The sequence below is a fragment of the Cupriavidus sp. 01L43 genome (genome assembly GCF_056399925.1).
In genome coordinates this window covers 77,731-100,927 of the sequence record NZ_JBFTSH010000017.1, presented here as the reverse complement: position 1 = coordinate 100,927, position 23,197 = coordinate 77,731, and the positions used below count along the sequence as shown (strand labels likewise).

22 protein-coding genes are annotated in these 23,197 nt (G+C 68.4%); 9 read left to right on the top strand and 13 right to left on the bottom strand.

Going from position 1 to position 23,197, the window contains the following annotated elements; translation table 11 throughout:
- Positions 1-32 precede the first annotated feature (32 nt).
- Positions 33-947, bottom strand: coding sequence for an SDR family NAD(P)-dependent oxidoreductase (locus AC1DP9_RS22950; RefSeq protein WP_477108591.1), 915 nt, complete (start codon positions 945-947; stop codon positions 33-35).
- Positions 948-1,095: 148 nt separating this feature from the next.
- Between AC1DP9_RS22950 and AC1DP9_RS22945 the strand changes: the two genes are divergently transcribed.
- Complete coding sequence (locus AC1DP9_RS22945) at positions 1,096-1,998, top strand: LysR substrate-binding domain-containing protein (protein WP_144197788.1); 903 nt, start codon at positions 1,096-1,098, stop codon at positions 1,996-1,998.
- Positions 1,999-2,031: 33 nt separating this feature from the next.
- On the opposite strand, the gene AC1DP9_RS22940 is transcribed toward AC1DP9_RS22945, so the two are convergent.
- Positions 2,032-3,060 carry a tripartite tricarboxylate transporter substrate-binding protein gene (locus AC1DP9_RS22940; RefSeq protein WP_477108590.1) on the bottom strand — a complete coding sequence of 343 codons (1,029 nt, stop codon included), beginning with the start codon at positions 3,058-3,060 and terminating at the stop codon, positions 2,032-2,034.
- Between the two features lie 286 nt (positions 3,061-3,346).
- Between AC1DP9_RS22940 and AC1DP9_RS22935 the strand changes: the two genes are divergently transcribed.
- Genes AC1DP9_RS22935 through AC1DP9_RS22925 form a run of 3 tightly spaced genes read left to right on the top strand, consistent with a single transcriptional unit; the run spans position 3,347 to position 6,798 of the window.
- The gene (locus AC1DP9_RS22935) at positions 3,347-4,516 is read left to right on the top strand and encodes an acyl-CoA dehydrogenase family protein (RefSeq protein WP_092293388.1); all 1,170 of its coding nucleotides are present in this window, start codon (positions 3,347-3,349) and stop codon (positions 4,514-4,516) included.
- A gap of 16 nt (positions 4,517-4,532) precedes the next feature.
- Positions 4,533-5,915 (top strand): MmgE/PrpD family protein, encoded by a 1,383-nt coding sequence (locus AC1DP9_RS22930; RefSeq protein WP_477108589.1) that lies wholly within the window; start codon positions 4,533-4,535, stop codon positions 5,913-5,915.
- Positions 5,916-5,934: 19 nt separating this feature from the next.
- Positions 5,935-6,798, top strand: a complete 864-nt coding sequence (locus AC1DP9_RS22925) for an HTD2 family dehydratase (protein WP_477108588.1) — start codon at positions 5,935-5,937, stop codon at positions 6,796-6,798.
- A 25-nt stretch (positions 6,799-6,823) separates the two neighbouring features.
- Here AC1DP9_RS22925 and AC1DP9_RS22920 read toward each other — a convergent pair whose 3' ends face one another.
- The 5 genes from AC1DP9_RS22920 to AC1DP9_RS22900 all read right to left on the bottom strand — a co-directional run bounded on the left by AC1DP9_RS22920 (position 6,824) and on the right by AC1DP9_RS22900 (position 12,365).
- Positions 6,824-8,248 carry a DUF1996 domain-containing protein gene (locus AC1DP9_RS22920; RefSeq protein WP_477108587.1) on the bottom strand — a complete coding sequence of 475 codons (1,425 nt, stop codon included), beginning with the start codon at positions 8,246-8,248 and terminating at the stop codon, positions 6,824-6,826.
- A 135-nt stretch (positions 8,249-8,383) separates the two neighbouring features.
- Positions 8,384-9,562, bottom strand: a complete 1,179-nt coding sequence (locus AC1DP9_RS22915) for a thiolase (RefSeq protein ID WP_477108586.1) — start codon at positions 9,560-9,562, stop codon at positions 8,384-8,386.
- A 3-nt stretch (positions 9,563-9,565) separates the two neighbouring features.
- The gene (locus tag AC1DP9_RS22910; RefSeq protein ID WP_092293398.1) at positions 9,566-9,973 is read right to left on the bottom strand and encodes a Zn-ribbon domain-containing OB-fold protein; all 408 of its coding nucleotides are present in this window, start codon (positions 9,971-9,973) and stop codon (positions 9,566-9,568) included.
- A 19-nt stretch (positions 9,974-9,992) separates the two neighbouring features.
- The gene (locus AC1DP9_RS22905; protein WP_477108603.1) at positions 9,993-11,537 is read right to left on the bottom strand and encodes an acetolactate synthase large subunit; all 1,545 of its coding nucleotides are present in this window, start codon (positions 11,535-11,537) and stop codon (positions 9,993-9,995) included.
- 75 nt (positions 11,538-11,612) lie between these two features.
- A complete protein-coding gene (locus tag AC1DP9_RS22900) occupies positions 11,613-12,365 on the bottom strand; it encodes a GntR family transcriptional regulator (RefSeq protein ID WP_477108585.1) in 753 nt (250 codons plus the stop codon).
- Positions 12,366-12,605: 240 nt separating this feature from the next.
- On the opposite strand from AC1DP9_RS22900, the gene AC1DP9_RS22895 reads away from it, so the two are divergent.
- Entirely contained in the window at positions 12,606-13,103 is a 498-nt protein-coding gene (locus AC1DP9_RS22895) for an acyl-CoA thioesterase (RefSeq protein ID WP_092293404.1), read from the top strand.
- A 24-nt stretch (positions 13,104-13,127) separates the two neighbouring features.
- On the opposite strand, the gene AC1DP9_RS22890 is transcribed toward AC1DP9_RS22895, so the two are convergent.
- From AC1DP9_RS22890 to AC1DP9_RS22880, 3 genes are all read right to left on the bottom strand, one after another.
- The gene (locus AC1DP9_RS22890) at positions 13,128-14,552 is read right to left on the bottom strand and encodes a sensor histidine kinase (RefSeq protein ID WP_477108584.1); all 1,425 of its coding nucleotides are present in this window, start codon (positions 14,550-14,552) and stop codon (positions 13,128-13,130) included.
- A gap of 229 nt (positions 14,553-14,781) precedes the next feature.
- Positions 14,782-14,985 (bottom strand): CsbD family protein, encoded by a 204-nt coding sequence (locus tag AC1DP9_RS22885; protein WP_092293408.1) that lies wholly within the window; start codon positions 14,983-14,985, stop codon positions 14,782-14,784.
- Positions 14,986-15,018: 33 nt separating this feature from the next.
- Positions 15,019-15,591, bottom strand: coding sequence for a hypothetical protein (locus AC1DP9_RS22880; protein ID WP_092294329.1), 573 nt, complete (start codon positions 15,589-15,591; stop codon positions 15,019-15,021).
- Between the two features lie 278 nt (positions 15,592-15,869).
- Here AC1DP9_RS22880 and AC1DP9_RS22875 point away from each other — a divergent pair, with 278 nt between their 5' ends.
- The 4 genes from AC1DP9_RS22875 to AC1DP9_RS22860 all read left to right on the top strand — a co-directional run bounded on the left by AC1DP9_RS22875 (position 15,870) and on the right by AC1DP9_RS22860 (position 19,350).
- Positions 15,870-16,388: a sigma-70 family RNA polymerase sigma factor gene (locus AC1DP9_RS22875; protein ID WP_441593667.1), complete on the top strand. Its 519-nt coding sequence runs from the start codon at positions 15,870-15,872 to the stop codon at positions 16,386-16,388.
- Positions 16,385-17,176, top strand: a complete 792-nt coding sequence (locus AC1DP9_RS22870; protein ID WP_092293412.1) for an anti-sigma factor family protein — start codon at positions 16,385-16,387, stop codon at positions 17,174-17,176. The genes AC1DP9_RS22875 and AC1DP9_RS22870 overlap by 4 nt, the downstream gene beginning before the upstream one ends.
- Positions 17,177-17,324: 148 nt before the next feature.
- Entirely contained in the window at positions 17,325-18,461 is a 1,137-nt protein-coding gene (locus AC1DP9_RS22865; protein ID WP_477108583.1) for an FAD-dependent monooxygenase, read from the top strand.
- Positions 18,462-18,501: 40 nt separating this feature from the next.
- Positions 18,502-19,350, top strand: a complete 849-nt coding sequence (locus AC1DP9_RS22860; protein WP_441593665.1) for an IclR family transcriptional regulator — start codon at positions 18,502-18,504, stop codon at positions 19,348-19,350.
- A gap of 58 nt (positions 19,351-19,408) precedes the next feature.
- Here the strand turns inward: AC1DP9_RS22860 and AC1DP9_RS22855 are convergent, their stop codons facing one another.
- From AC1DP9_RS22855 to AC1DP9_RS22845, 3 genes are all read right to left on the bottom strand, one after another.
- The gene (locus AC1DP9_RS22855; protein WP_477108582.1) at positions 19,409-21,598 is read right to left on the bottom strand and encodes a xanthine dehydrogenase family protein molybdopterin-binding subunit; all 2,190 of its coding nucleotides are present in this window, start codon (positions 21,596-21,598) and stop codon (positions 19,409-19,411) included.
- Positions 21,582-22,022 (bottom strand): (2Fe-2S)-binding protein, encoded by a 441-nt coding sequence (locus AC1DP9_RS22850; RefSeq protein WP_092293420.1) that lies wholly within the window; start codon positions 22,020-22,022, stop codon positions 21,582-21,584. The genes AC1DP9_RS22855 and AC1DP9_RS22850 overlap by 17 nt, the downstream gene beginning before the upstream one ends.
- 128 nt (positions 22,023-22,150) lie before the next feature.
- Positions 22,151-23,104, bottom strand: coding sequence for a tripartite tricarboxylate transporter substrate binding protein (locus tag AC1DP9_RS22845; RefSeq protein WP_477108602.1), 954 nt, complete (start codon positions 23,102-23,104; stop codon positions 22,151-22,153).
- Positions 23,105-23,197 lie beyond the last annotated feature (93 nt).

Below are 23,197 nucleotides of genomic sequence, written 5' to 3'. Positions count from 1 at the left end.
CACGTGTGGCGCCGCCAACGGCTTGGCGTGGATCAGATCGGATCCCAGTTGATCACGTCGGGCGAGCGATCGAGCGCGAAGAAGCTGCTGCGCATGGCCGGCATGGCGATCTCCGCCACGGTCTCCGGCGTCCAGCCCTCGCTGGTATGCACCGAGCGCACCGGGCGCGGCTGGCTCATCAGCATGATCTCGTTGGCGCGTACGGCGAAGATCTGGGCGTTGACCTCGTGCGCGGCGTCGCTGGCCAGGAACACGGCCACGGGCGAGATCTTGCCCGCCTCCATCTTCTGCAGCCGCGCCACGCGCGCCTTCTCCTCCGGCGTCTCGGACGGAATCGAGCTGGTCATGCGGCTCCAGGCGAATGGCGCGATGCAGTTCGAACGCACGTTGAAGCGCGCCATATCCAGCGCGATGGATTTCGAGAGCGCCGCGATGCCCAGCTTCGCCGCCGAATAGTTGGCCTGGCCGAGGTTGCCGATCAGGCCCGAGGTCGACGTCATATGGACGAACGCGCCGCTCTCCTGGTCCTTGAAGTAGTTGGCCGCCGCGCGGCTGACATAGAACGTGCCGTTCAGGTGCACGTCGATGACCGAGCGCCATTCCTCCTCGTTCATCTTGAAGAACATGCGATCGCGCAGGTTGCCGGCGTTGTTGACGACCGCGTCGATGCGGCCAAAGTGGTCCAGCGCGCATTGCACGATGGCATTGGCCGAACTCCAGCCAGACACGCTGTCGGTGTTGGCCACGGCCTCCCCGCCCGCCGCGCGGATCTCCGCTGCCACGCGCTCGGCCGGGCCGGCGTCGCCGCCCTCGCCGGTCATGCTCACGCCCAGGTCGTTCGCCACCACCTTGGCGCCGGCCGCCGCCATGCCGAGGGCAATCCCGCGCCCGATCCCGCCGCCCGCGCCCGTCACAATCACCACCTTGCCTGCCATCAAACCGCTCATCGTCTCGCTCCTGTTCTGCGCACTGGCGCGCCATTGCCGCCGCACCGGGGAACATCCCCGTTTTATTGCGGCGCAAGATACGATAGATTGTCGGCGCTGACTTTGGAATTCACAAATCACAAAAGTGGCCTTTGGCACGAACGAAACCATGCACTACGATTTGACCGACCTGCGCCTCTTCCTCAACGTGGGGGAGACCGAGAACCTGACGCGGGCGGCCGAACGCAGCTTCCTGTCCCTGCCTGCCGCCAGCACGCGCATCAAGCAGCTGGAGGAGGCGTTCCAGACCCAGTTGCTGATCCGCCAGGTGAAAGGCGTGCGCCTGACACCGGCCGGCGACGCCCTGCTGCGCCACGCGCGGGAGGTGTTCCGTGAGCTGGAGTGCATGCATTCCGACTTGCGGCCCTATGCCAAGGGCGTGAAGGGGCGGGTCCGGCTGCTGGCCAACACCACGGCCACCAACTCCTTCCTGGCCACGGCGCTGTCGCGCTTCCTGTCCGAGAACCCCGATGTCGATGTCGAGCTGGAGGAGCACCTGTCCGCCGAAATCGTCTCGGCCATCGGCGCGGGCGCGGCCGACCTGGGCATCGTGGCCGGCGAGGTGGCCACCCAGGACCTGGACGCGATGCAGCTCTGCAGCGACGAACTGATTGTGATCGCCCCGGTCAACCATCCGCTGCCGGCGTTCAAGACGCTGCATTTCGCCGATCTGCTCGATAGCTGCCGCTTCGTCGGGCTGAACCAGTTCTCGGCGATCCAGTCCTTCCTGGACCGGATTGCCAATGGCATGGGCAAGCGCATCAGCCTGCGGATCCAGGTGGGCAGCTTCGACGCGGTATGCCGGATGGTGGAAGCCGGCGCCGGCATCGCCATCGTGCCGAACAGTTGCGCGCGCCGCTACGCCAGCCGCAAGGTGCTGCGCTTTATCCGGCTGGAGGACGACTGGGCGCGCCGCGAGCTGCGGCTCGTGCGCCGGCCCGGGCGCGAACTGCCCCAGTTCGCCGAAACGCTGATCCAGTATCTGGTGGAGGCGGCGCGGGAGCCTGTCTAGCCGGTCTCCGGCCGCCCCGGGGTCAGCGGGCCGTCAGTCCGCCTTCACCCCGGCTTCCTTGATGATCGGCGACCATTTGTCGATCTCCGCCGCCAGCCAGGTGCGCAGCCCCTCAGGCGTCTGCTTGTCCGCCGGCACGATCACCGCGCCGAGTTCCTGGAGCCGCGCCGCCACCGCCGGGTCCTTCAGCGAGGCGCGCAGCGCGCCGTTCAGCTTGTCGATCACCGCCGGCGGCGTGCCCTTGGGCGCGTAGATGCCGTGCCAGACCTTGACTTCGAAGCCCTTCAGCCCGCCCTCGCGCAGCGTGGGGGTATTCGGCAGCGCGGGAATCCGCTCCGCCGTGGTCACGCCGTACAGCTTCACCTTCTCCGCCTTGATATGCGGCAGCGTCTGCGTGGTCTGGTCGCAGAGTACATCCACCTGACCGCCCAGCAGCGCGGTCAGCGCCGGCGCGGTGCCCTGGTACGGAATCGTCTGCAATTCTACGCCGATGGCCTTCTGGAACAGCATGCCGCATAGCTGCGACACGGCGCCCAGCCCGGCGTTCGCCAGGTTCACCTTGTTCTGGTTCTGCTTGATATAGCTAATCAGCTCCGGCAGCGTGTTGGCCGGCAGGTCGTGCCGGCCCAGCAGCGTCATCGGCACGTCCGCCACCTGGCCGACGAAGCTGAAGTCCGTCAGCGGCTTGTACGACAGCTTGGAGTACAGCGCCGGCGCCGTGGCCATGCCGTTGTGATGGATCAGGATCGTGTAGCCGTCCGGCGCGGCCTTGGCCACGTAGGCGGCGGACACGGTGCCGCCCGCCCCGAGGCGGTTTTCCACCACCACGGTCTGGCCCAGCGACTTCGACATCGCCGCCGCCACCGAGCGCGCCACCACGTCCGTGGGGCCGCCCGCCGCGAACGGCACGACCATGGTGATGGGCTTGGCCGGATACGGGTCTGCCGCGTGGCTGCGTCCCGGCAGGGTCAGGGCCACGGCGGCGGCCATGCCAAGTGCCGCCCACAGCACGTTTCGGCAATGATGGGCGATCACGGCGGTCTTCGGCCTGGATGATTTCATGCAGCGTCTCCTGGGTGCGCGTGTTCCACGCGTCTGGTTTGAGAATCGATGGCCGCAGCGTGGAAGCAATCGCCGCGCGGCACAATTCCGATTTGCCGAAGGCGGAGCACGGCGCCCGTGAAGAGCAAGGGTTCCCCCTAATGGGTCCCCTGATCCCCCCGACCGGCCGGGCCAGATCTCCCAAACCCCCTGGCCCCGCCCCAAAGCCTCGCTTCGGCAAATCCGAATGTCCCCGGCGTGGCCCCTCGGGAATAATGGCCACACTTCGACACGGACCGACATTGCCATGCTTCCCGAACAGGACCAAGACCAGATTTACCCGGAAATCCGCGAAGCCGTGCGCGACCTCTGCGCGGGTTTCGACTCCGCCTACTGGCAGCGGGTGGAGGAACAGAACGCGTTTCCGGAGACCTTCGTCCAGGCGCTGACGCAGGCCGGCTGGCTCTCCGCGCTGATTCCCGAGGCCTACGGCGGCTCCGGCCTGCCGCTGACGGCGGCGTCGGTGATCATGGAGGAGATCAACCGCAGCGGCGGCAACTCGGGCGCCTGCCACGGCCAGATGTACGTGATGGGCTGCCTGCTGCGCCATGGCTCCGAGGCCCAGAAGCAGCGCTGGCTGCCGGCCATCGCCTCTGGCGAGCTGCGCATGCAGTCGATGGCCGTGACCGAGCCGACCACCGGCACCGACACCACCAAGCTCAAGACCACCGCCGTGCGCCAGGGCGACAAATACATCGTCAACGGCCAGAAGGTGTGGATTTCGCGCGTGCAGCACTCGGACCTGATGCTGCTGCTGGCGCGCACCACGCCGCTGGACCAGGTGAAGAAGAAGTCGGAGGGCCTGTCCGTGTTCGTGGTGGACCTGCGCGAGGCCATCGGCAAGGGCCTGACCGTCCAGCCGATCCGCAACATGGTCAACCACGAGACCAACGAGCTGTTCTTCGACAACCTGGAGATCCCCGCCGAGAACCTGATCGGCGAGGAAGGCCGTGGGCTCAAGTACATCCTCGACGGCCTGAACGCCGAGCGCATCCTGATTGCCGCCGAGTGCATCGGCGACGGCTACTGGTTCGTCGAGCGCGCCAGCAGCTATGCGCGCGAGCGCATCGTGTTCGACCGCCCCATCGGCCAGAACCAGGGCGTGCAGTTCCCCATCGCCCGCTCGTTCGTCAACGTGGAGGCGGCCAGCCTGATGCGCTACAAGGCCGCGCAGCTGTTCGACGCCGGCAAGCCCTGCGGCAAGGAGGCCAACATCGCCAAGCTGCTGGCCGCCGATGCCTCGTGGGAGGCTGCCAACGTCTGCCTGCAGACCCACGGCGGTTTCGGCTTCGCCGCCGAGTACGACATCGAGCGCAAGTTCCGCGAGACGCGCCTGTACCAGGTGGCGCCGATCTCGACCAACCTGATCCTGTCCTACGTGGCCGAACACGTGCTGGACCTGCCCCGTTCCTACTGAGATTGCCGAGATTCCCATGTCCGACCAAGCCGCACCGCAATACCCGACGCGCCAGCTTTGCGACTTCCTGGCCCGCCTGACGCTCGACGACGTCCCCGCGCCGGTCATCGAGCGCACCAAGGACCTGTTTCTCGACTGGATGGCATCGGCCATCGCCGGCAAGGACGCGCCCGCCGTGCGCCGCATCCAGGAATTCGCCGCCGCGATGGGGCCGCAGGGCGGCGACGCCGAGGTCTTTGTCGACCGGCGCCGCACCTCGCCCTACTTCGCCGCGCTGATCAACGGCGCCTCGTCCCACGTGGTGGAACAGGATGATGTGCATAACGGCTCGGTGCTGCACCCGGCCGCCGTGGTGTTCCCCGCCGTGGTGGCCGCCGCGCAGGCCGAGGGCAAGACCGGCGCCGAGGTGCTGCTGGCCAGCATCGCCGGCTACGAGGCTGGCATCCGCATCGGCGAATTCATGGGCCGCTCGCACTACCGGGTGTTCCACACCACCGGCACGGTCGGCACGCTGGCCGCCGCTGCGGCGGTGGCCAAGCTGTTCGGCCTGGATGCGGAAGGCATCAACCAGGCGCTCGGCTCCGCCGGCACGCAGGCCGCCGGCCTGTGGGAATTCCTGCGCGACGCCGCCGACTCCAAGCAACTGCACACGGCCAAGGCCGCCGCCGATGGGCTCCAGTCGGCCTGGCTCGCCCGCGCGGGCTTTACCGGCGCCCGGCAGATCCTCGAAGGGGCGCAGGGCATGGCTGCCGGCATGTCGAGCGATGCCAACCCCGCCGCGCTGACCGATGGCCTGGGCACGCGCTGGGCCACGGCAGAGACCTCGTTCAAGTTCTTCGCCTCGTGCCGCCATACGCACCCCGCCGCCGACGCGCTCAAGGCGCTGATGCAGCGCGATGGCCTGCGCGCCAGCGACATCGCCGCCGTCACCGCCCATGTACACCAGGGCGCCATCGACGTGCTCGGCCCGGTGGTGGACCCGCGCACCATCCATCAGGCCAAGTTCTCGATGGGCACCGTACTTGGGCTGGTCGCGTGGTACGCCCATGCGGGCCTGGGCGAGTTCGAGGAGCACGCGCTGCGCGACGCCGAGGTGGCCGCGTTCCGCGACAAGGTCACCATGGAGCTGGACGACGAGATCAACGCCGCCTATCCGCGCCAGTGGATTGGCCGCGTGACCGTGCGCACCAACGATGGCCGCACGCTAGGCGCCCGCGTGGACGTACCCAAGGGTGATCCGGACAACACGCTGTCGCGCCCCGAACTGGAAGCCAAGGCGATCCAGCTCGGGGCGTTCCGGCACGGCGCCACGGAAGCCGAGATGCGCACGATCATCGCGCGCGTCTGGCAACTCGAACAGGCGGCTGACGTGCGCGACTGGCTGCCGTTCGCCCGCTGACAGGAAGGAATCCAATCCCATGACCCAGACCCCCACGCTCGAACAACTGCGCGAATGGATCGGCCGCTCGGCGACGCGCACCGAGACCCTCGCGCCCGAACCAGTCCTCGCGCTGGCCGCCACGCTGGACCTCGATGGCGAAGCCGTCGCCAGCCAGCCCCTGCCGCCGCTATGGCACTGGCTCTACTTCCTGCCGCGCGCCCCGCAACGCGACCTCGGCGCCGATGGCCATCCCGCGCTGGGCGGCTTCCTGCCGCCCGTGCCGCTGCCGCGCCGCATGTGGGCCGGCGGCGAACTGACGTTCACGCGCGGCCTGCGCGTGAACGACACGGTGACCAAGACCTCCACCATCACCGATGTGCAGCACAAGTCCGGCCGCACCGGCGAACTCTGGTTCGTGACGGTGGACCACGTGCTGACCGTTGACGGCGAGACCGCGCTGACCGAGCGGCACGACATCGTCTATCGCGCCATGCCCGAGCGCGGCACCCCCCAGCCGCCGCGCCCACGCCTGCCCCACACGGCGCAGTTCGGCCGCACGCTGCAGGCCGATCCGGTCATGCTGTTCCGCTTCTCGGCGCTCACGTTCAACGGGCACCGCATCCACTACGACCTGGACTACGTGCGTGACGTGGAAGGCTATCCCGGGCTGATCGTCCACGGCCCCCTGCAGGCCATGCTGATGCTGGAACTGCTGCGGCACGCCCGGCCTGAGGCACGGGTGGCGCGCTTCGGCTTCCGTGGCGTGGCGCCGCTGTTCCATCAGGACACGGTGAGCGTAGGCGGGCAGGACGACCCGGAGCGCGATGGCCGGGTCATCCTGTGGACCGGCGACGATGCCGGCGGCCAGGCCATGCAGGCCTGGGCCGAGGTGGCGCGCTGACGCCGGGGGCCCGGCGCCAGCACGGTCAGAGCGGATTCAACGCGTAGAGGTACAGGATGGCGCCGTTCGCGCCCTCCTTGCTGTCGAACTTGAACGCGTTGCCGGACGAGTTGCCACGGATGCAGAACGACACCGTCTCCTCGCCGGCGGCAATGGCCGTCTTGACCAGATTCGTGACGTTGAAGTACCGGTAATGCTTGGCGGTATCCAGGTACAGCGTGGCCGATGTGCCGCCGCAAGTCGGCGCGTTATGGGAGTTGATATGGTCTTCGTGCCAGTGGGTCGCCGTGCTGTGCGCACTGATGATGGCCGTGGCATCCACGCCGCCGCCCCAGATCAGCAGCCGGTACTGCGGCGTGAACTCGGGTGGAATATCCAGGGCGCCCTTCGGAATCGGCATCATGATGTAGATCTTCGATTCCGGCTCGCCGCCGACCGCGCGCTGGGTAAACAGCGATTCCGCCTGCCCGAAGTTGTCGTTCGCGGTTTCGCCGCCGCGCACCGTGGCGTCCGCCGTGGGCCGGGTGAATGCATAGGCCACGGTGCTGCTGCAGGAACGGCTGAGGTTCATGCAGTACTCCACCATGTAGCGCATCGCGTCTTCGGTCCAGCCGTTGAAGAAATCGGCATGGGCGGTGTAGATCGACCCCCAGTTCAGGCTTTCCACGTTTCCGTGCTGGTCCAGCGTCGGGTCCATTGACAGCTGCGCGTCAGTCAGGTCCGTCACGGCGCCGATCTGGTAGGCGAGATTGAAGCTCAGGTGCGGCAGCGGCACCGGATAGTCCTCCGGGCAGACCCCATTGGCATTGGCATAGGCGATGTTGTTCCGGCCGCTGCGGAACGGATGCATGTGCACCCCATCCCAGCAGTTCGGAAACGCCAGCGCGATGTTCAGCTGGACGTTGCCGTTGCCGTCCGGCACGCAATCGTTCGGCGCCGTACGCGTGTAGCCTCTCTTCGACCCCGTGCAGAGGAAATTGACCGCCACGCTGGGCCCCGTGCCCCGGTGGTCGCCGGCCAACATCTGCAGCCCGGGCGGAATCACCGTGACCCGCCGGTGCGTGTTCGCCGGGAAGGCCCGATTCTGGTAATAGGTCTTGTGATACGACGGCGCCACCACGCGCCCATCCGGCAGCTTCAGCGAAGGCGCCCAGTAGGACGTGTTGTCCGCTGCGTTCTCGCAGGTGGAACTGTGCTCCGTGTACAGGTCTTCCGCCGTGGTGTTGCCGGTGGTGGTGGTGTGGCCGAAGAAGTCATGCGACATCGCGATCCCGGGCTTGCCGGGGTAGATGATCGGATCGTCCGGCAGCCGGTGCGAGAACGAGCAGCTGACGTTGGCGGCGCCCTCGCCAATCGCCTGGCCCCGCGCACTTGGGGCACCGAACCACACGGTGGCCAGCAACACGCCCCCGCAGAGCACCGCGATCGAGTAATACAGGCGACTTTTCATGATGGAACCCCCCTCGCTGTGTGGATGCGAAGGATGTTCGCGCCACGGCCCTGCCGGGACAATGGACGATGATGGGTCATCCCTCACCGCGTGCGGGGTCCCCCGCGCGGGTGAAGGATGCCGGTCAGAGCAGAATCAGAGCGCCGCCGCCGTACCCAGCAGCGCGGTGGACTGGCTGGACAAGGTCCCGCCGTTGCCGTGCACGAGCGCGATCTCCGCCCCCGCCACCTGCCGTTCGCCGCACTCGCCGCGCAGCTGCCGCACCGCCTCGATGGTGATGAACATGCCGTACATGCCCGGATGCACGCATGACAGGCCGCCACCGTTGGTGTTCACCGGCAGCCGCCCGCCCGGGGCGATGGCCCCGCCGCTGACGAACGCCCCGCCCTCGCCCTTGGCGCAGAAGCCCAGGTCCTCGAGGAACAGGATCGTGTTGATCGTGAAGGCGTCATAGAGTTCGAGCACGTCCACGTCGGACGGCTTGAGCCCCGCCATCGCGAAGGCCCGGGCGCCGCTTTCCTGCGCCGCCGTCACCGTTACGTCCGGCATCGACGAAATCTGCCGGTGCCAGGTGGCCGTGGCGTTGCCGAGCACGTACACCGGCGGCTTGGCCAGCGACTTCGCGCGGTCGGCCCGCACCATCACGTAAGCGCCGGCGCCATCGGTCACCAGGCAGCAGTCGCGCACCGAGAGCGGGTCGGACACCATGCGGGCGCCCAGCACGTCCTCGATGGAGAGCGGGTCGCGCATCATCGCCTCGGGGTTCATCCGCGCCCACTGGCGCGCCGCCACGGCCACCTCGGCCATCTGCGTGCGCGTGGTGCCGTACTGGTGCATGTGCCGCGCGGCGGCCAGCGCGTAGGAGGTGATCGGCGCCAGCGGCTGGTAGGGGTTCTCGTACGGCTGCGGGTCCAGCACGGCGCGCACCTTGCCGATGCCTGCCCGGCCCACCGTGGACGTGCGCTGGTTGCTGCCGTAGCAGACCAGCACGGCGTCGCAGAGGCCGGCTTCCAGCGCCATCATCGCGGGCAGCATGTGCGAGACGAAGCTCGAGCCGCCGATCATCGTGCTGTCGACGAACTTCGGCTGGATGCCGAGGTACTCCGCCACCGGCATGACCCACATGGTGGCGCCGACGCTGGCCGTGGCGATGCCGTCGATGTCGCGCATCGACAGGCCGGCATCCTTGACGGCCGCCTTGGCCGCCTCCACGAGGATTTCCATCTCGGTCTTGCCATGGGCCTCGCCGAGGCCGGCCTGGCCCACGCCGACAATGGCCACGCCGCCGCGCAGGTGCGATCCGTTGCTTGCCATGGTTCAGCCCTCCCCAACCAGATCGAACACGACCAGCGCCGGTTCGGTATCGCTCTTTGCCGGCGCCACACGCGCCTTGACGCGCATGCCGATGCGCACCTCGGCCGGGGCGATGCCCTCGACCCGGCTCATCATCCGCACGCCTTCGTCCAGGTCCACCAGCACCACGTTGTAGTCGCCGCCCGCGTCGGGCTTGCGGCGCACCACGCTGGTCGAGTAGACCGTGCCGGTGCCGGCGGGGGTGGTCCAGGCCAGCGCATCACCGCCGCAGTGCGGGCAGATATTGCGCGGATAGAAGACATGGCGATGGCAGCCCCCGCAAAGCTGGATGCGGAACTGGCCGGCGGCCAGCGCCTCGGCGTATTGCTTGTCCGGACCGGGATCGGTCACGGCAGGAATGGATTGCGGCATGGGGTCTCCGGAAGGCGGGTCAGATCACCAGTTCGATCAGGAACGGGCCCTTGCGCTGGTTGGCCATCGCGAAGAGGTCGGCGAAGGTTTCCATGTTGTCCGCGCGCGCGGCCTCCACGCCCATGCCGTTGGCCATCTTGACCCAGTCCAGGTCCGGATTGCCGAGGTCGAGCATGTCGAGCGCGGTCTTGCCCGGGTTGGCGCCCACACCGGCCAGCTCACCCAGCAGGATCGCGTACTTGCGGTTGGCCAGCAGCACGATGGTGACGTCGAGCTTCTCGCGCGCCATGGTCCACAGCGATTGCAGCGTGTACATGCCCGAGCCATCGGCCTGCAGGGCCACCACGCGGCGGTCCGGTGCGGCGATGGCGGCGCCGGTGGCCAGCGGCAGGCCGGCGCCGATCGCGCCGCCCGTCAGTTGCAGCCAGTCGTGCGGGGCGGCGTGCACGGTGCCCGGATAGAAGGCGCGGCCGAAGCTCACGCTCTCCTCCACCACCACGGCCTGCTCCGGCAGCAGCGCGGCCAGCGTCTGCGCCACGGCCTCGGAGGTCACGGCGCCCTTGGCGGTCTCGCGCGGCACCTGCGTGGCGGCAGCCGGCAGCGCGGCGTTACGGGCGCCCAGTTCATCGGCCAGCCGGGCCAGCGCCTCGGCCAGGTCTTCCTCGGCACGGGCCAGCACATGGATATTGGCGTCCTCGGGGTACGGGCGCGGCGACTGGCCCGGGTAGGCGAAGAACGTCACCGGCGCCGGCGCACCCACCAGGATCACGTTGCGGATGCCGGCGAGCTTGGCGCGCGCGACATCGCCCGAATACGGAATCCGGTCGACGGCCAGCCGACCCCGGCCACGCGTGACGCGGGCGTTGGACATCGGCGTGATCAGGCGGGCGTCCGTGGCGGCGGCGATGCGGTGGGCATCGGCCAGCGCGGCTTCGCGCAGCGCGCTGCCGGCCAGCACGATCAGCGTCGGCTGGCCGCTGCGCAGCACGCGCGCGGCGTTCTGCACGGCATCCGGGGAAACCTTGGGCACCGGCAGCGCCGGCAGCGGCGCGGCCACCTGGCCGCCGGCATCCCAGCACACGTCTGACGGCAGGATCAGGCTGGCGACACCACCCGGCGCGCCGCGCGCAGCCTGCACCGCCACGGCGGCGTCAGCCCCTACCGAGGCGGCACGGGTGGCCGTGCGCGTCCACACGGACACCGGGCGCGCCCAGCCTTCGGTATCGGCGGTCAGCGGCGCATCGAACGGCCGGTGGTAGGTCGCCTGATCGCCAATGATGTTGACGATGGGCGTCTGCGCGCGCCGTGCGTTATGGAGATTCGCCAGCCCATTGGCGAGGCCCGGGCCGCAGTGCAGCAGCGTGGCTGCCGGCTTGTCGGCCATGCGGGCGTAGCCGTCGGCGGCGCCGGTCACCACCCCCTCGAACAAACCCAGCACGCAGCGCATGCCGGGAATGCGGTCCAGCGCGGCCACGAAATGCATCTCGCTGGTGCCGGGGTTGGCGAAGCAGGTATCCACGCCGCAGGCCAGCAGCGTCTTGACCAGGCTTTCCGCGCCGTTCATCGGGGATTGGGTCGTCTCCATGTCTCGGGTTCCGTTCGGGTTATTTGTTGAGTGGGATCTGAATAATGTGCGGCATCAACCACGTGATGCCAGCAAGTCGAAATCTAGGCAGACGAATTCCGTCGGGAACTCGATGCGCGCGTAGTACACGATCACGTCGTCCACGCAGGCGAAGCGGCGCAACTCCGCCACCGGCGCGCCGACCGGCAGCTCCAGCGCCTTGGCCGCGTCGCCGCCGGCCGCCACGATGGACAGGCGCTGGCGCGCCGCCGAAACCTGGAGGCCGGGAAAGCGGTCCAGCACCGGCACCGAGGCGCCCTGGCGGAATGCCTCGGGCTCGCGCGCGAACACGGCTGCTTCTATATAGACCTCGCCCACGGCGAACGGCCGGCCGTCCAGCCGATGGGCGCGATGCAGGAAGTGATAGGCGGCGGCGCGGCGGGCGTCGCACGGCATGCCGAGGTCATCCGGCAGCGGCACGTCGGCGGTGGATTCGACGATGGCCTCGGTGGACAGGCGGTCGCCCACGGCCACGGCCTGATCCCAATTGGTCGGCAGCGCCAGCGGGCGACGGTCACGCCCTGCCGCCTTGACGAAAGTGCCCCGCCCGCGCGAACGCGCGACCAGCCCTTCGGCATCGAGCTGGGAGATGGCGTGGTGCATGGTCATGCGCGCGACGCCGTATTCGCGACACAGTGCTTCGAGTGACGGAATCTGCTCACCGGGCCGCCATGCGCCGCTCTCGATCTGCCGGCGGAAGATCGTGGCGAGCTGGAGATAGACCGGCTCGCGGCTGCGGGAGAGAAGTTGGGCGGCGGCGTCGGACATGCACGGCGCGAGATGCGCACTAATAAGATAGGGCGACTTTATAAAAGTCTAGTTGGCTAGACTACTAGGGTTTACGGCAAACCCCTTCCTCTCTCCCTTATCTGGCGCCGCTCTCGCGTGTGTTTACCCCTCCACGTCCGCCCATGGCCGGTGACAAAGCCCCGCAGAATGCCTCCATGCCCCGCGCGACGCCGGGGCGGGCGTGGCTGCCGCTTTGCAGCCATCTAAAGGAGTCATTCCATGTTGATGCGAGACGTGATCCCGCAAGTGCTGAACCGCGGTACGGCCCTGCTTGGCCAGGACGTACTGGAGACCCCGCCTCAAAAGACCTTCCACCATGCGATCGACATCTATCTCAAGGATTCGAATGCGTTCATGAACACTTACTTCGCCCGGTACTTCGAATGGCAGGGCATCTGCCGCGAGCGCTGGTTCCACGAGTGCATCCACGGCAACCTGCTGGCCGCCGGCGGCGTGTTCGTGACCAAGCGCGCGCACCAGGAGTACGTGGAGGAAACCTTCCCGTTCCAGCGCGTGGACTGCTACCTGAACACCTTCCAGGTGCGCCAGTGCTCGGCCTACCTGCTGTTCCGCTTCTGCGTGGAGGGGCGGCCGGTGTCGCTGGGCTACCAGCAGATCGTGTTCGCGGACCGGGACAAGCGCATCACGCGCTTCCCGAAGGAAATCATCGACAAGGTGAAGGAATACGAGCTGGTGCTGCCGCCGCTGACTAACTGATGAGTCGCGCGCCGTCGGGCTGGTTCAGCCGGTGGCGCGCGTGGGGAAGGGGCTGTCCGGCTCCACTGTGGCGTGGAAGCACGGCAGCCGCAGCGTGAAGGTGGTGTGCACGCCCGGCACGGACTCACAGTCGATGCGGCCGCCGAACGCCTCGGCCACGCGACGGCAGAAGGCCAGCCCGAGGCCGTTGCCGCTCCCGTGCGCCTTGGTCGAGAAGAATGGGTCGAAGATACGCGGCAGCACATCGGCGGGAATGCCCGAACCCGTATCGCGGCAGCGCAGCAGGTAGAAGCCGCCCTCGGCCGCGCCCGAGATCTCGATCCCGCCCTCGCCCTGCGCCCGCACGGCGTAGAGGCCGTTCTTCAGCAGATTGAACAGCACGTAGACCAGCAGCGTGTCCGAGCCGACGAAGCGCCAGCCGGCAGGCATCGGCGCCAGGTGCACGCGCTCGCGCTCGCCGGGCTGGAACGGGTAGCGCGCCAGCGCCGCCTCCACGCAGGCCGCCAGCCCGTGCGGGGCAAAGCTGCGTCGATCCACACGCTCCAGCGTGACGGAGGCCAGCGCCATGTCGATGACCGTGCTGGTGCCATCCACCTCGCGCGTGATGCCCTCCACCACCGTGCCCATGCGCTCGAGCTGCCCCGGCCGCAGGCGGTCTTCGATCAGCCCGTGCGCCACGGCCAGCCGGTAGCCCTCGATGACCTGCGGGAAGGTCCGCGCCATCTCCTGCGCCTGCATGCGGATGGTGGCCAGCGGCGTGCGCACCTCGTGCGCCACCGTGGCCGCCAACGAGTACGGATGCATCAGGTTGTAGCGCACCACGGTCACGGCGAGGATGCCCAGGCTCAGCGCGATGCACACCACGCCCGGCGGATAGAACGCGTAGCCGTAGTTGACCGCGTAGTCGACCGCAGCCAGCGAATAGAGGGCCAGGCTCACCAGACAGAGATTGAAGCGGCGGCGGCGCTCCACGGTGGCATTGGCGCGCGCCACCCAGAGCAGCCATGCGCACCGGCACGCCAGCACCGTGGTCTGCACGACGTGCAACGGATGCAGCGGCCCGGCCTTCGGATAATCGCCAAAAAACAGGGTGTAGTAGCCGGACACCACCTGGCTCGTGGTCAGCAGCAGCACGGCGAGGATCAGGCTCAGGCCGTATGAGGCCAGCACGGCGGGCCGCTCGCGGCGGCACTCGGTGACCTCGCAAATAAACTGATAGAACGTGGTCGGCAGGAACAGGATGAACAGGTAGCCGACCTTGGCGAGCACCACCGCCACGTCCGGGTGCGTGGCCTGGAACAGGAACGCCCAGGTGCCCTGCCACGCGAAAGTGGTCACGCACATCAGGAAGAACGCCGCCGACACGCGTGTCACGCCCTGGGTCACGAGCACATAGAGCCCATACCCAAGGAAGATCGCGGAAACGAAGGCGGGAAGGATCGCGTACATGCACAGCCGCGATGCGCGCGGCGCAGCAGGAGGGACCGCCATGGTACGGCGTGCGTGATCTGTCCGCACTAAAATTGGCTGTATTCAGACCTAAGCCGCGCTGAATTCGCAACGGTTACGGCCCTGCCCCACCGAAGGGGAATGGTGCTCCGTGGGGAAACAAAAACGGCGGGACTGATCGTCCCGCCGTGCGGAATGCCTGCCGGCATCGCTGCCGGCCCGCGCTGGATTACCAGCGCGTGTCGCGTTCCCAGGCCTTCAGTTCTTCCTCGGTGCGCTCCTTGGTGTAGCCATAGCGCTCCTGGATGCGGCCTGCGAGCTGGTCCCGCTTACCGTTGATGACCGTGAGGTCGTCGTCGGTGAGCTGGCCCCACTTCTCCTTGACCTTGCCCTTGGCCTGTTCCCACTTGCCTTCGATCTGGTCCCAATTCATGTACCACTCCTGTTGGCTATCCGACGGATTGGATTACTTGGCGTACTTGGCCTTCACGTTGGCCTGGCACTTGTCCTTGGCATCGCCGGACATCGCATCGCACTTTTCCTTGTCAGCCTTGTAGGCGGCGTCCACGGTGTCCTTCTTGGCGTCGGCGCGGGCTTCGGCCACATCGGTGCTGGTGCCCGTGGCGGCGGCCTTCTCAGTCTTGGCCGGGGCCAGGTTACGTTCGTGCGTGGCCTTGGCTTCCTTCACGCACACGTCCTTGTCGTTACCCTTCTTGTCGTCGCACATTTCCTTGGCGACGTCGTAGTCACGGTCGGCCTTGGTCTTCATGGCCTTGGCGTGGGCTTTCTCGGTGCCGTCGCGCTTGGCTTCGGCATTGGCCTTGGCCACGTCACGGTCACGCTTGGCTTCGGCCTTGCAGACGTCCTTGGCGTTGGCCTTGAGGCCATCGCACTTGCTGCTGGCCGCCTTGTAGTCCGCATCCGCCTGCTTCGTGGCGGCGTCGTAGTCGGCTTTGGAGCCGGCCTGGGCGTAGGCGACGCCTGCCGGGGCGGCGAACATCATCGAACACATTGCTGCGGCAAGCCACTTTTTGGTCATCATGTCGTGCTCCTTTTCTTGGTGGATCCTTTGGACGGAACCCTGTTCTAGCCACACGCTGCATCACACTCGCTGCGTCATGGCCACGCTGTACTTGCAGGTTACGTTTCCCCACCAGATCGAAGCAGAAGACCGCTGCTGAAATGTACGTAAGACAATTCCGACACTTCACATTTTTATTCAGTGGCGATGGAATAAAGTCGGGCATGGCGGGAATAAGCGCCCATGCCGTTCGTCTTACGCTGCAAGCGGTACAAGAACTTTTCCGGACACTCGCCATGAGCCAGACCCTGACCGACGACGCCCTGCGCGAAGTCATTCCGCGCCTGCGTCGCTTCGCCCTCACGCTGACCCGGCAGGAGGCGAGCGCCGACGACCTGGTGCAGGCGTGCCTGGAGCGCGCGCTGTCGCGCGGCGCCGCCCGCCACCACGACGGCGACCTGCGCGCATGGTTGTTCACAATCCTGTACCGCCAGTTCCTCGACGGCCAGCGCCGCGCCAAGCGCTACGCCGGCGTGCTGGCGCTGTTCGGCGTGGGTGACGATGCCGACATGGCGCCCTCCACCGAGGACGTGGTGCTGGCCCGCTCCGCGCTGCAAGCCTTCAACCACCTGCCGGCCGAGCAGCGTGCGCTGCTCACGCTGATCACCGTGGAGGGCCTGACCTACCAGGAAGCCGCCGATACGCTGGGCGTGGCCATCGGCACCATCATGTCCAGGCTGTCGCGCGCCCGCAAAGCCATGCGCGACATGACCGAAGGCCAACCCGCCCGTCCCACCGTCCAGGTCCTGAAATGACCATCCACAAGACGACCCAACACTCCCTGATGCCCGCCGACGCCGAACTCCACGCCTATGTGGATGGCGAACTCGACACTGCGCGCCGCGCCCAGATCGACGCGCTGCTGCCCACGCACCCGGACCTCGCCCGCCAGATCGACGCCATCCGGGCCGCCGCCCAGCAACTGCGCGCGAGCCTGCCGGAGCCCTCCCCGGCGGACACCCCGGCGCGGCTCGACCCCTTCCGCATCCGCCGCACCCTGCGCGACCGCGCGCAGCGCCGCATGGCCGTGGCCGCCTCGCTGGTGATGGCGCTCGGCATCGGCGGCGTGGGCGGCTGGCAGACCCGCGAACTCGCCATGCGCCAGAACTATCTGCCGATGGCCGACGCCGTGCAGGCCTACCGCATGTTCGCGGCCAGCGAGGGGCCACAGGTGGTGGATGTGAGCGCGACCGATCCCCGCGCGCTCCAGTCCTGGCTCGACCGTCACTTCGTCCAGCCCGCCCCGCTGCCCGATTTCACCCAGTACGGCTTCCGGCCCGCCGGCGGGCGGCTGATGCCGACCGAGCAGGGCACGGCGGCGATGGTCCTGTACCGCAACGACCAGGGCCAGACCATCGTCTATTACGTACGGCCGCCGGGCAACCTGCTGCGCTTCGGCAACGGCAACCGGCAGGACGGCAACCTGCTGGCGCAGTACTGGCGGCAGGGCCGCTACTCCTATGCGGTGGTCAGCCCCACCGATACGCCGGTGACGCGCACGCTTCAGCAGGCGATCGAACCGTCACGCCGCGATGCCACCTAAATAGATACCGCTCGATTCCCCGCTTGACGGGACTTGACGGGGCGCGCCATGCTCAATATTCTTTTTATGAACTCGTCGTTCATATTTGAACATTTCATTGAGCAGCCGGCCGACGCATGACGCATCGGCCACAAGACGGAGCGCCCCCATGGTTTCAGGAAAGATCGGCATCAACGGTGCCGGCATTGGCGGACTGGCCGCCGCCATCGCCCTGCGCAAGCTCGGCATGGACGTCGTGGTCTACGAGCAGGCGGCGCGGTTCGCGCGTGTCGGCGCGGACATCAATCTCACGCCGAACGCGGTGCGCGCGCTGGACGGCCTGGGCGTGGGCGCCGCGCTGCGCGAAACGGCGGCCCGGCCCACGCACCGCATCAGCCGCACCTGGGACACCGGCGCGGAAACCTCCCGCCTCGCCATGTCGGACGAAGCCGAGCAGCGCTACGGTGCGCCGCAGCTCACCATGCACCGGGGCGACCTGATGGCCGCGCTGGAAGCCGCCGTGCCGGGCGCCTGCGTGCGGCTGGCGCATAAGGCCACCCACATCGCGCCGAAGGACGGCGGGCGCGGCGCCACGCTGCGCTTCGCCAACGGCAATACCGAGGAGGTGGACGTGCTGATCGGCGCCGATGGCATCCACTCGATCGTCCGCACGGCCCTGCTGGGCGAGGAGCACCCGATCTTCACCGGCGTGGTGGCCTACCGCGCCGTGGTGCCGGCGGAGAAGCTGGCCGGCGTGCCGAACCTCGGCGCCTTCACCAAGTGGTGGGGGCCCGAGCCGACCAGCCAGATCGTGACCTTCCCGCTCAATCGTGGCCGCGAGATCTTCGTGTTCGCCACCGTGGCGCAGGACAGCTGGCGCAACGAGTCCTGGACCACGCCGGGCCGGGTCGAGGACCTGCGCGCCGCCTACGCCGGCTTCCATCCCGATGCCCGCGCGCTGCTCGACGCCTGCGACGACGTGCTGATCTCCGCGCTGTACGTGCGCGACCCGCTGCCGTCCTGGTCGACCGGCCATATCGCGCTGATGGGCGATGCCTGCCATCCGATGATGCCGTTCATGGCGCAGGGCGCCGGCATGGCGATCGAGGACGGCGTGGTGCTGGCGCGCTGCCTGGCCGAGGCCAGCGACGACACCATCCCCGAGGCGCTGGCGCGCTACCAGGCGGCCCGCCACGACCGCACCAGCCGCATCCAGATCGGCTCGCGCGGCAACGAGTGGCTCAAGGCCGGCGGCAATGCGGACTGGGTGTACGATTACAACGCCTGGAACGTGGCGCTCGGCTGATCCTGCCTGCACCCGTTCCGTTTTTCTTTTCCACGTGCCGATGCCCAAGACCGCCGCGCCAGACGACTCCCTCGACAACCCCAATGCGTTCGATAGCGACGATGCCAGCGGCGCGTCGCAGGCGCTCGTGACCCCGGTCATGCGCGGCCTGCGGCTGCTGCGCTTCATTGCCGAAGGCGGCTCGACGGCCAATCTGAGCGAGGTGGGCCGGCGCATCGACGTGAACCGCGTGACGGTGATGCGCCTGCTGGCCACGCTGGAGCACGAGGGCATGGTCGAGCGGCTGCCGCAGGGCGGGCACACGGTGGGGTTCTCGTTCCTGAAGCTGGCGTCACGCGTGCTGGCGGCGAACGACCTCACCACCTTCGCGCGGCGCGTGCTGGCGCAGCTGAGCGGCTCGCTGCAACTGTCGGCCTATCTGGCGGTACCGGACGGCGGCCACGTGCTCTATTTGCTGCGGGACATGCCCAACACCGGGCTGGTCAGCAACATCCAGGTCGGCAGCCGCGTGCCGGCGCACCTGACCACGCCGGGACGGATGCTGATTGCACACCTGTCGCCCGAGGCGCTGCGCGAGCGGCTGGGCGATGACCCGCTGCCCACCGTGACTGGCCAGAGCCCCGCCACGCACGCCCGGCTGGCGGAGATCCTCGGCGCGGACCTGGAGCGCGGCTGCGCGTGGAGCTTCTCGGCCTTCGAGCCGGGCATCGACGCCTGCGCCGCGCCGGTGATGGATGCCACGGGCGACGTGATCGCCGCAATCAGCGTGGCCGGCCCGCAGCAGCGCTTCGAAGCGGACGGCACGCTGCGCGAACGGGTGGAAAAGGAAGTGAAAGCGGCGGCGAAGGACCTGTCGGCGCTGCTGGGGTATCGGGCGGGCAAGCGCTAAACGGCTTCGGGATACGCCGCCCCTCTCCCCCGGCCCCTCTCCCGCTAGCGGGCCACCGTCAAGCCTCCAGCTTCATCGGCATCGACCTGCGCCGGGCCTTGGTCGCCAAGTACAGCGCGTGCGCCACGGCGGGCGCCACCGGGCCGAGCGACACCTCGCCGCAGCCCTGCGGGGGCCGGTCGCTCGGCACGATCACCACGTCGATCTTCGGCATCTCCGCCAGTTGCAGCAGCGGATAGTCGTGGAAGTTGCTCTGCTGCACCACGCCCGCCTTGAACGTGATCTCGCTCTTGAGCGTGTTGGTCAGCGCAAAGCCGATGCCGCCCTCGATGTTGGCGCGGATCAGGTTCGGGTTGATCGCCCGCCCGCACTCCACCGCACAGACCACGCGCCGCACCCGGAACGCCTTGCCGCTGCGCTCCAGCTCCAGCTCCAGCGCCATCGCCACATAGGTCTGGAACGCCTCGCCCCGCCCCGTGTAGAGGTTGAACGTGAACCCGCGCGACACCCCGGGCGCCGGCTTGCGGTCCCAGTTCGCCGCCTTGGCCGCCGCGTCCAGCACCCGCAGCGCCAGCGGGTTGTGCGCCAGCAGCGCGCGGCGGTAGCGGTACGGGTCCATGCCGGCCGCGTCGGCCATCTCGTTGACGAAGCTCTCCAGCATGAAGATGCTCGACGTGGAGCCCACGCTGCGCATGAAGCTGACCGGAATCGGCTGCTTCACGTCGATCATGTCGACCTTCAGGTTCGGCACGCGGTAGACGCAGTCGTAGATGGCCTCCAGCATGGTCTCGTCCCAGCCGCCGTTCTTCGCCATGCGCTCGGCCTTGATCACGCCGTAGAGCGACTGGCCGGTCAGCCGGGCATGCATCGCGCGCGGCAGGCCCTTGTCGTCGAGCACGGCGCGGAAGCGCCCCGACACCCCGGGCCGGTAGAAGCCATGGCGGATGTCGTCCTCGCGCGAGCGGATGACCTTGACCGGCTTGCCCACCGCCGCCGAGGCCCGCGCCGCGTGCACCACGAAGTCCGGCAGGAACTTGCGCCCGAAGCTGCCACCGAGGAAGGTGGTGTGGACGATGATCGTCTCGGGCTTGCGCTGGTAGAGCTTGCCGAGCGCGTTGCGCACGAAGTCCTGGCCCTGGATCGGCCCCCAGACCTCGATGGCGTCCTCGCGCACGTGCACGGTGGCGTTCACCGACTCCATCGTGGCGTGGACGATGTACGGCGTATGGTAATCGGCCTCGACGAGCTTGCCGCCGGCGGCCAGCACCGCGTCCGGGTCGCCCAGCTGCGTCGCCACCACGGCCTCGGGGGCGCCGAGCGCGGCCTGGCGCGCGGCCAGGATCTGGTCGCTGTCGAGCGACCTGGACGGGCCGGGATCGACCTCCAGCTCCAGCGCATCGGCGCCCTTCTTGGCGAGCCAGTAGCTCGTGGCGACCACGATGGCCGCGTCCGGCGCCTGCACCACGGCCTGCACGCCCGGCATGGCCTTGACGGCTTCGGCGTTGCGCAGGCCGGTGACCTTGCCCGTCACGGTGGGGGCGAACTTCAGCGCGCCGTACAGCATGCCCGGCACCTTCACGTCGATGCCGAATTCGGCGGACCCGTCGACCTTGGCCGGCGTGTCCAGCCGCTGCAGGTCCTTGCCGATCAGCTGGTGCGCGGCTTCGTTCTTGAGGCGCGGCGTGGGGTTCAGCGGCAGCTTCGCCGCCTCTTCGGCCAGCTCGCCATAGCTGAACGAGCGGCCCGTGGCGCCGTGATAGACGCGACCTTTCTCCGTGTAGCACTGGCCCGGGCGCACCTGCAGGCGCTTGGCGGCGGTCATCACCAGTACCTCGCGCGCCTGCGCGCCGGCCACGCGCAGCCGCTGGTAGAACAGCGTGGCGGACATCGACGCGCCAACGAACTGCTGCGGCTCCTCGTACGCGGCGCCGGTGCGGTAGGCGTCCCGGCCGGTGACGAAGGTCACGGCCACCTGCTGCCAGTCGGCGTCCAGTTCATCGGCCAGCACCTGCGGCATGCCGGTATAGACGCCCTGCCCGCACTCGCACTGCGACAGCCCGAGCGTGATCTTGCCGTTCGGCTCGATCCAGATCCAGTCCGTGATCTCGTGCGTGCCGTGCGGGCCGCTGTCCACGGTGCGGGAGGCCAGCGCCGGCAGCGGAATGCAAAGCGCGCCGGCCAGCGCCATGCCGCCCTTCAGGAAGCCGCGCCGCGCGGGGCTGGCGATGGGGTTACTTTGCGGCAGCATGAACGGCCTCCCGGATGCGGTGGTAGGTGGCGCAACGGCACAGGTTGCTGACCGAGGCGTCGATCTCCTTGTCGGTGGGGTGCGGATTCTGCTTGAGCAGCGCCGTCACCGCCATGACCATGCCGGACTGGCAGTAGCCGCACTGCGGCACGTCCTTGGCGATCCAGGCCTGCTGCACCTTGGACGAGCGGTCCGGCGAGAGCCCTTCGATGGTGGTGACCTTGCGGCCCGCCACGCTGGAGACCGGCGTCACGCACGACCGCTGCGCGTTGCCATCCACATGCACGGTGCAGGCGCCGCACGCGCCGATGCCGCAGCCGTACTTGGTGCCGGTCAGGCCGGCGTCATCGCGAATCACCCACAGCAGCGGCGTATCGCCGTCGCCGTCGAAGCGGGTCGCTTTTCCGTTCAACACAAAATCCATGATTGCCCTCGCTCGTGCAAGAAGTCACGCTGAAATGACGGCCGCAGGCCACCCTGCACGGCGCAGGGTGCGGCCAGGTACGACTGGGTTGGAAACTCGGGGAGGGGCGTCTGAGGGACGCCCGGAGGCTATTCCGCCGTGATGTGGTACGTGCGGATCAGCGTGGCCCACGCCGCGGTGTCATCGCGGATGCGCGCGGCCAGGGCGTCGGGGGTGCTGGCCACGGGCTCGAGGCCCTGGCGCTTCAGGTCATCGCGCACGCTCGCGGTGGCAAACAGCGTGCGCACATCGGCGGCCAGCGCATCGACCAGCGGCTGGGGCGTGGCGGACGGCACCAGCAGGGCGTACCAGGAACTGACGTCGATGCCGGGCATGCCCTGCTCGGCCAGCGACGGCACGTCCGGCGCCGCCGGGGAGCGCTTCGACTGGGTGACGGCCAGCGCGCGCAGCGCGCCGGACTGGATGAACGGCGCCAGCGTGGGCCACGTGCCGAACAGCACGGGCACCTGCCCGCCCACCACATCGGTCACGGCCTGGGTGGTGCCTTTATAAGGGACATGAAGCATGGTCACGCCGGCCTTGTTGCGGAACAGCTCGCCGGCCAGATGCAGGCCGCTGCCGACGCCGGGACTGGCGTAGCCGAGCGGCGACTTCGCCTGATCCGCCTGCTTCGCCAGCGCGATCAGTTCCGGCACGGTGCGCGCCTTCACCGCCGGGTTCACGGCCAGCACGTTGGGCGAGCTGGCCAGCAGCGAGACGGGCCGGAAATCGCGCGTGACCTGATAGGACAGCGCGGGGAACAGCGTGGGGTTGATGGTCAGGTTGCCGGCCGGCACCACCAGCCAGGTGCAGCCATCGCCCGCCGCACGGCGCACCGCGTCGATGCCGATATTGCCGTTGGCGCCGGGCTTGTTGTCGACGACCATCGTGGCGGCCTTGCGGTGGGGTAGCTGCTGGAGCCCCTGCGACAGCGTGCGGGCAAGCTGGTCGGCCGGGCCGCCGGCCGGGAACGGCACCACGATCCGCACTGTGTGACAGGCCGGGGCGGCCTGTGCCATACCCGCTGCTCCCATCACCACCATCGGCAGCACTGCCGCCATCCCCATCCACCGTGCTTTCCTCATGCCAGCCCCGTTCCTTCCGTGATTTCGCCATCCGCCGGGGCATCAGCCCGG

Coding starts and splice junctions, on each gene's coding strand:
- AC1DP9_RS22855 (WP_477108582.1), bottom strand. CDS start 21,598: ATGCTGCCGCAAAGTAACCCCATCGCCAGCCCCGCGCGGCGCGGCTTC.
- AC1DP9_RS22925 (WP_477108588.1), top strand. CDS start 5,935: ATGACCCAGACCCCCACGCTCGAACAACTGCGCGAATGGATCGGCCGC.
- AC1DP9_RS22920 (WP_477108587.1), bottom strand. CDS start 8,248: ATGAAAAGTCGCCTGTATTACTCGATCGCGGTGCTCTGCGGGGGCGTG.
- AC1DP9_RS22900 (WP_477108585.1), bottom strand. CDS start 12,365: ATGTCCGACGCCGCCGCCCAACTTCTCTCCCGCAGCCGCGAGCCGGTC.
- AC1DP9_RS22860 (WP_441593665.1), top strand. CDS start 18,502: ATGCCCAAGACCGCCGCGCCAGACGACTCCCTCGACAACCCCAATGCG.
- AC1DP9_RS22870 (WP_092293412.1), top strand. CDS start 16,385: ATGACCATCCACAAGACGACCCAACACTCCCTGATGCCCGCCGACGCC.
- AC1DP9_RS22950 (WP_477108591.1), bottom strand. CDS start 947: ATGAGCGGTTTGATGGCAGGCAAGGTGGTGATTGTGACGGGCGCGGGC.
- AC1DP9_RS22905 (WP_477108603.1), bottom strand. CDS start 11,537: ATGAACGGCGCGGAAAGCCTGGTCAAGACGCTGCTGGCCTGCGGCGTG.
- AC1DP9_RS22945 (WP_144197788.1), top strand. CDS start 1,096: ATGCACTACGATTTGACCGACCTGCGCCTCTTCCTCAACGTGGGGGAG.
- AC1DP9_RS22890 (WP_477108584.1), bottom strand. CDS start 14,552: ATGTACGCGATCCTTCCCGCCTTCGTTTCCGCGATCTTCCTTGGGTAT.
- AC1DP9_RS22940 (WP_477108590.1), bottom strand. CDS start 3,060: ATGAAATCATCCAGGCCGAAGACCGCCGTGATCGCCCATCATTGCCGA.
- AC1DP9_RS22875 (WP_441593667.1), top strand. CDS start 15,870: ATGAGCCAGACCCTGACCGACGACGCCCTGCGCGAAGTCATTCCGCGC.
- AC1DP9_RS22850 (WP_092293420.1), bottom strand. CDS start 22,022: ATGGATTTTGTGTTGAACGGAAAAGCGACCCGCTTCGACGGCGACGGC.
- AC1DP9_RS22845 (WP_477108602.1), bottom strand. CDS start 23,104: ATGGTGGTGATGGGAGCAGCGGGTATGGCACAGGCCGCCCCGGCCTGT.
- AC1DP9_RS22910 (WP_092293398.1), bottom strand. CDS start 9,973: ATGCCGCAATCCATTCCTGCCGTGACCGATCCCGGTCCGGACAAGCAA.
- AC1DP9_RS22865 (WP_477108583.1), top strand. CDS start 17,325: ATGGTTTCAGGAAAGATCGGCATCAACGGTGCCGGCATTGGCGGACTG.
- AC1DP9_RS22895 (WP_092293404.1), top strand. CDS start 12,606: ATGTTGATGCGAGACGTGATCCCGCAAGTGCTGAACCGCGGTACGGCC.
- AC1DP9_RS22915 (WP_477108586.1), bottom strand. CDS start 9,562: ATGGCAAGCAACGGATCGCACCTGCGCGGCGGCGTGGCCATTGTCGGC.
- AC1DP9_RS22930 (WP_477108589.1), top strand. CDS start 4,533: ATGTCCGACCAAGCCGCACCGCAATACCCGACGCGCCAGCTTTGCGAC.
- AC1DP9_RS22885 (WP_092293408.1), bottom strand. CDS start 14,985: ATGAATTGGGACCAGATCGAAGGCAAGTGGGAACAGGCCAAGGGCAAG.
- AC1DP9_RS22935 (WP_092293388.1), top strand. CDS start 3,347: ATGCTTCCCGAACAGGACCAAGACCAGATTTACCCGGAAATCCGCGAA.
- AC1DP9_RS22880 (WP_092294329.1), bottom strand. CDS start 15,591: ATGACCAAAAAGTGGCTTGCCGCAGCAATGTGTTCGATGATGTTCGCC.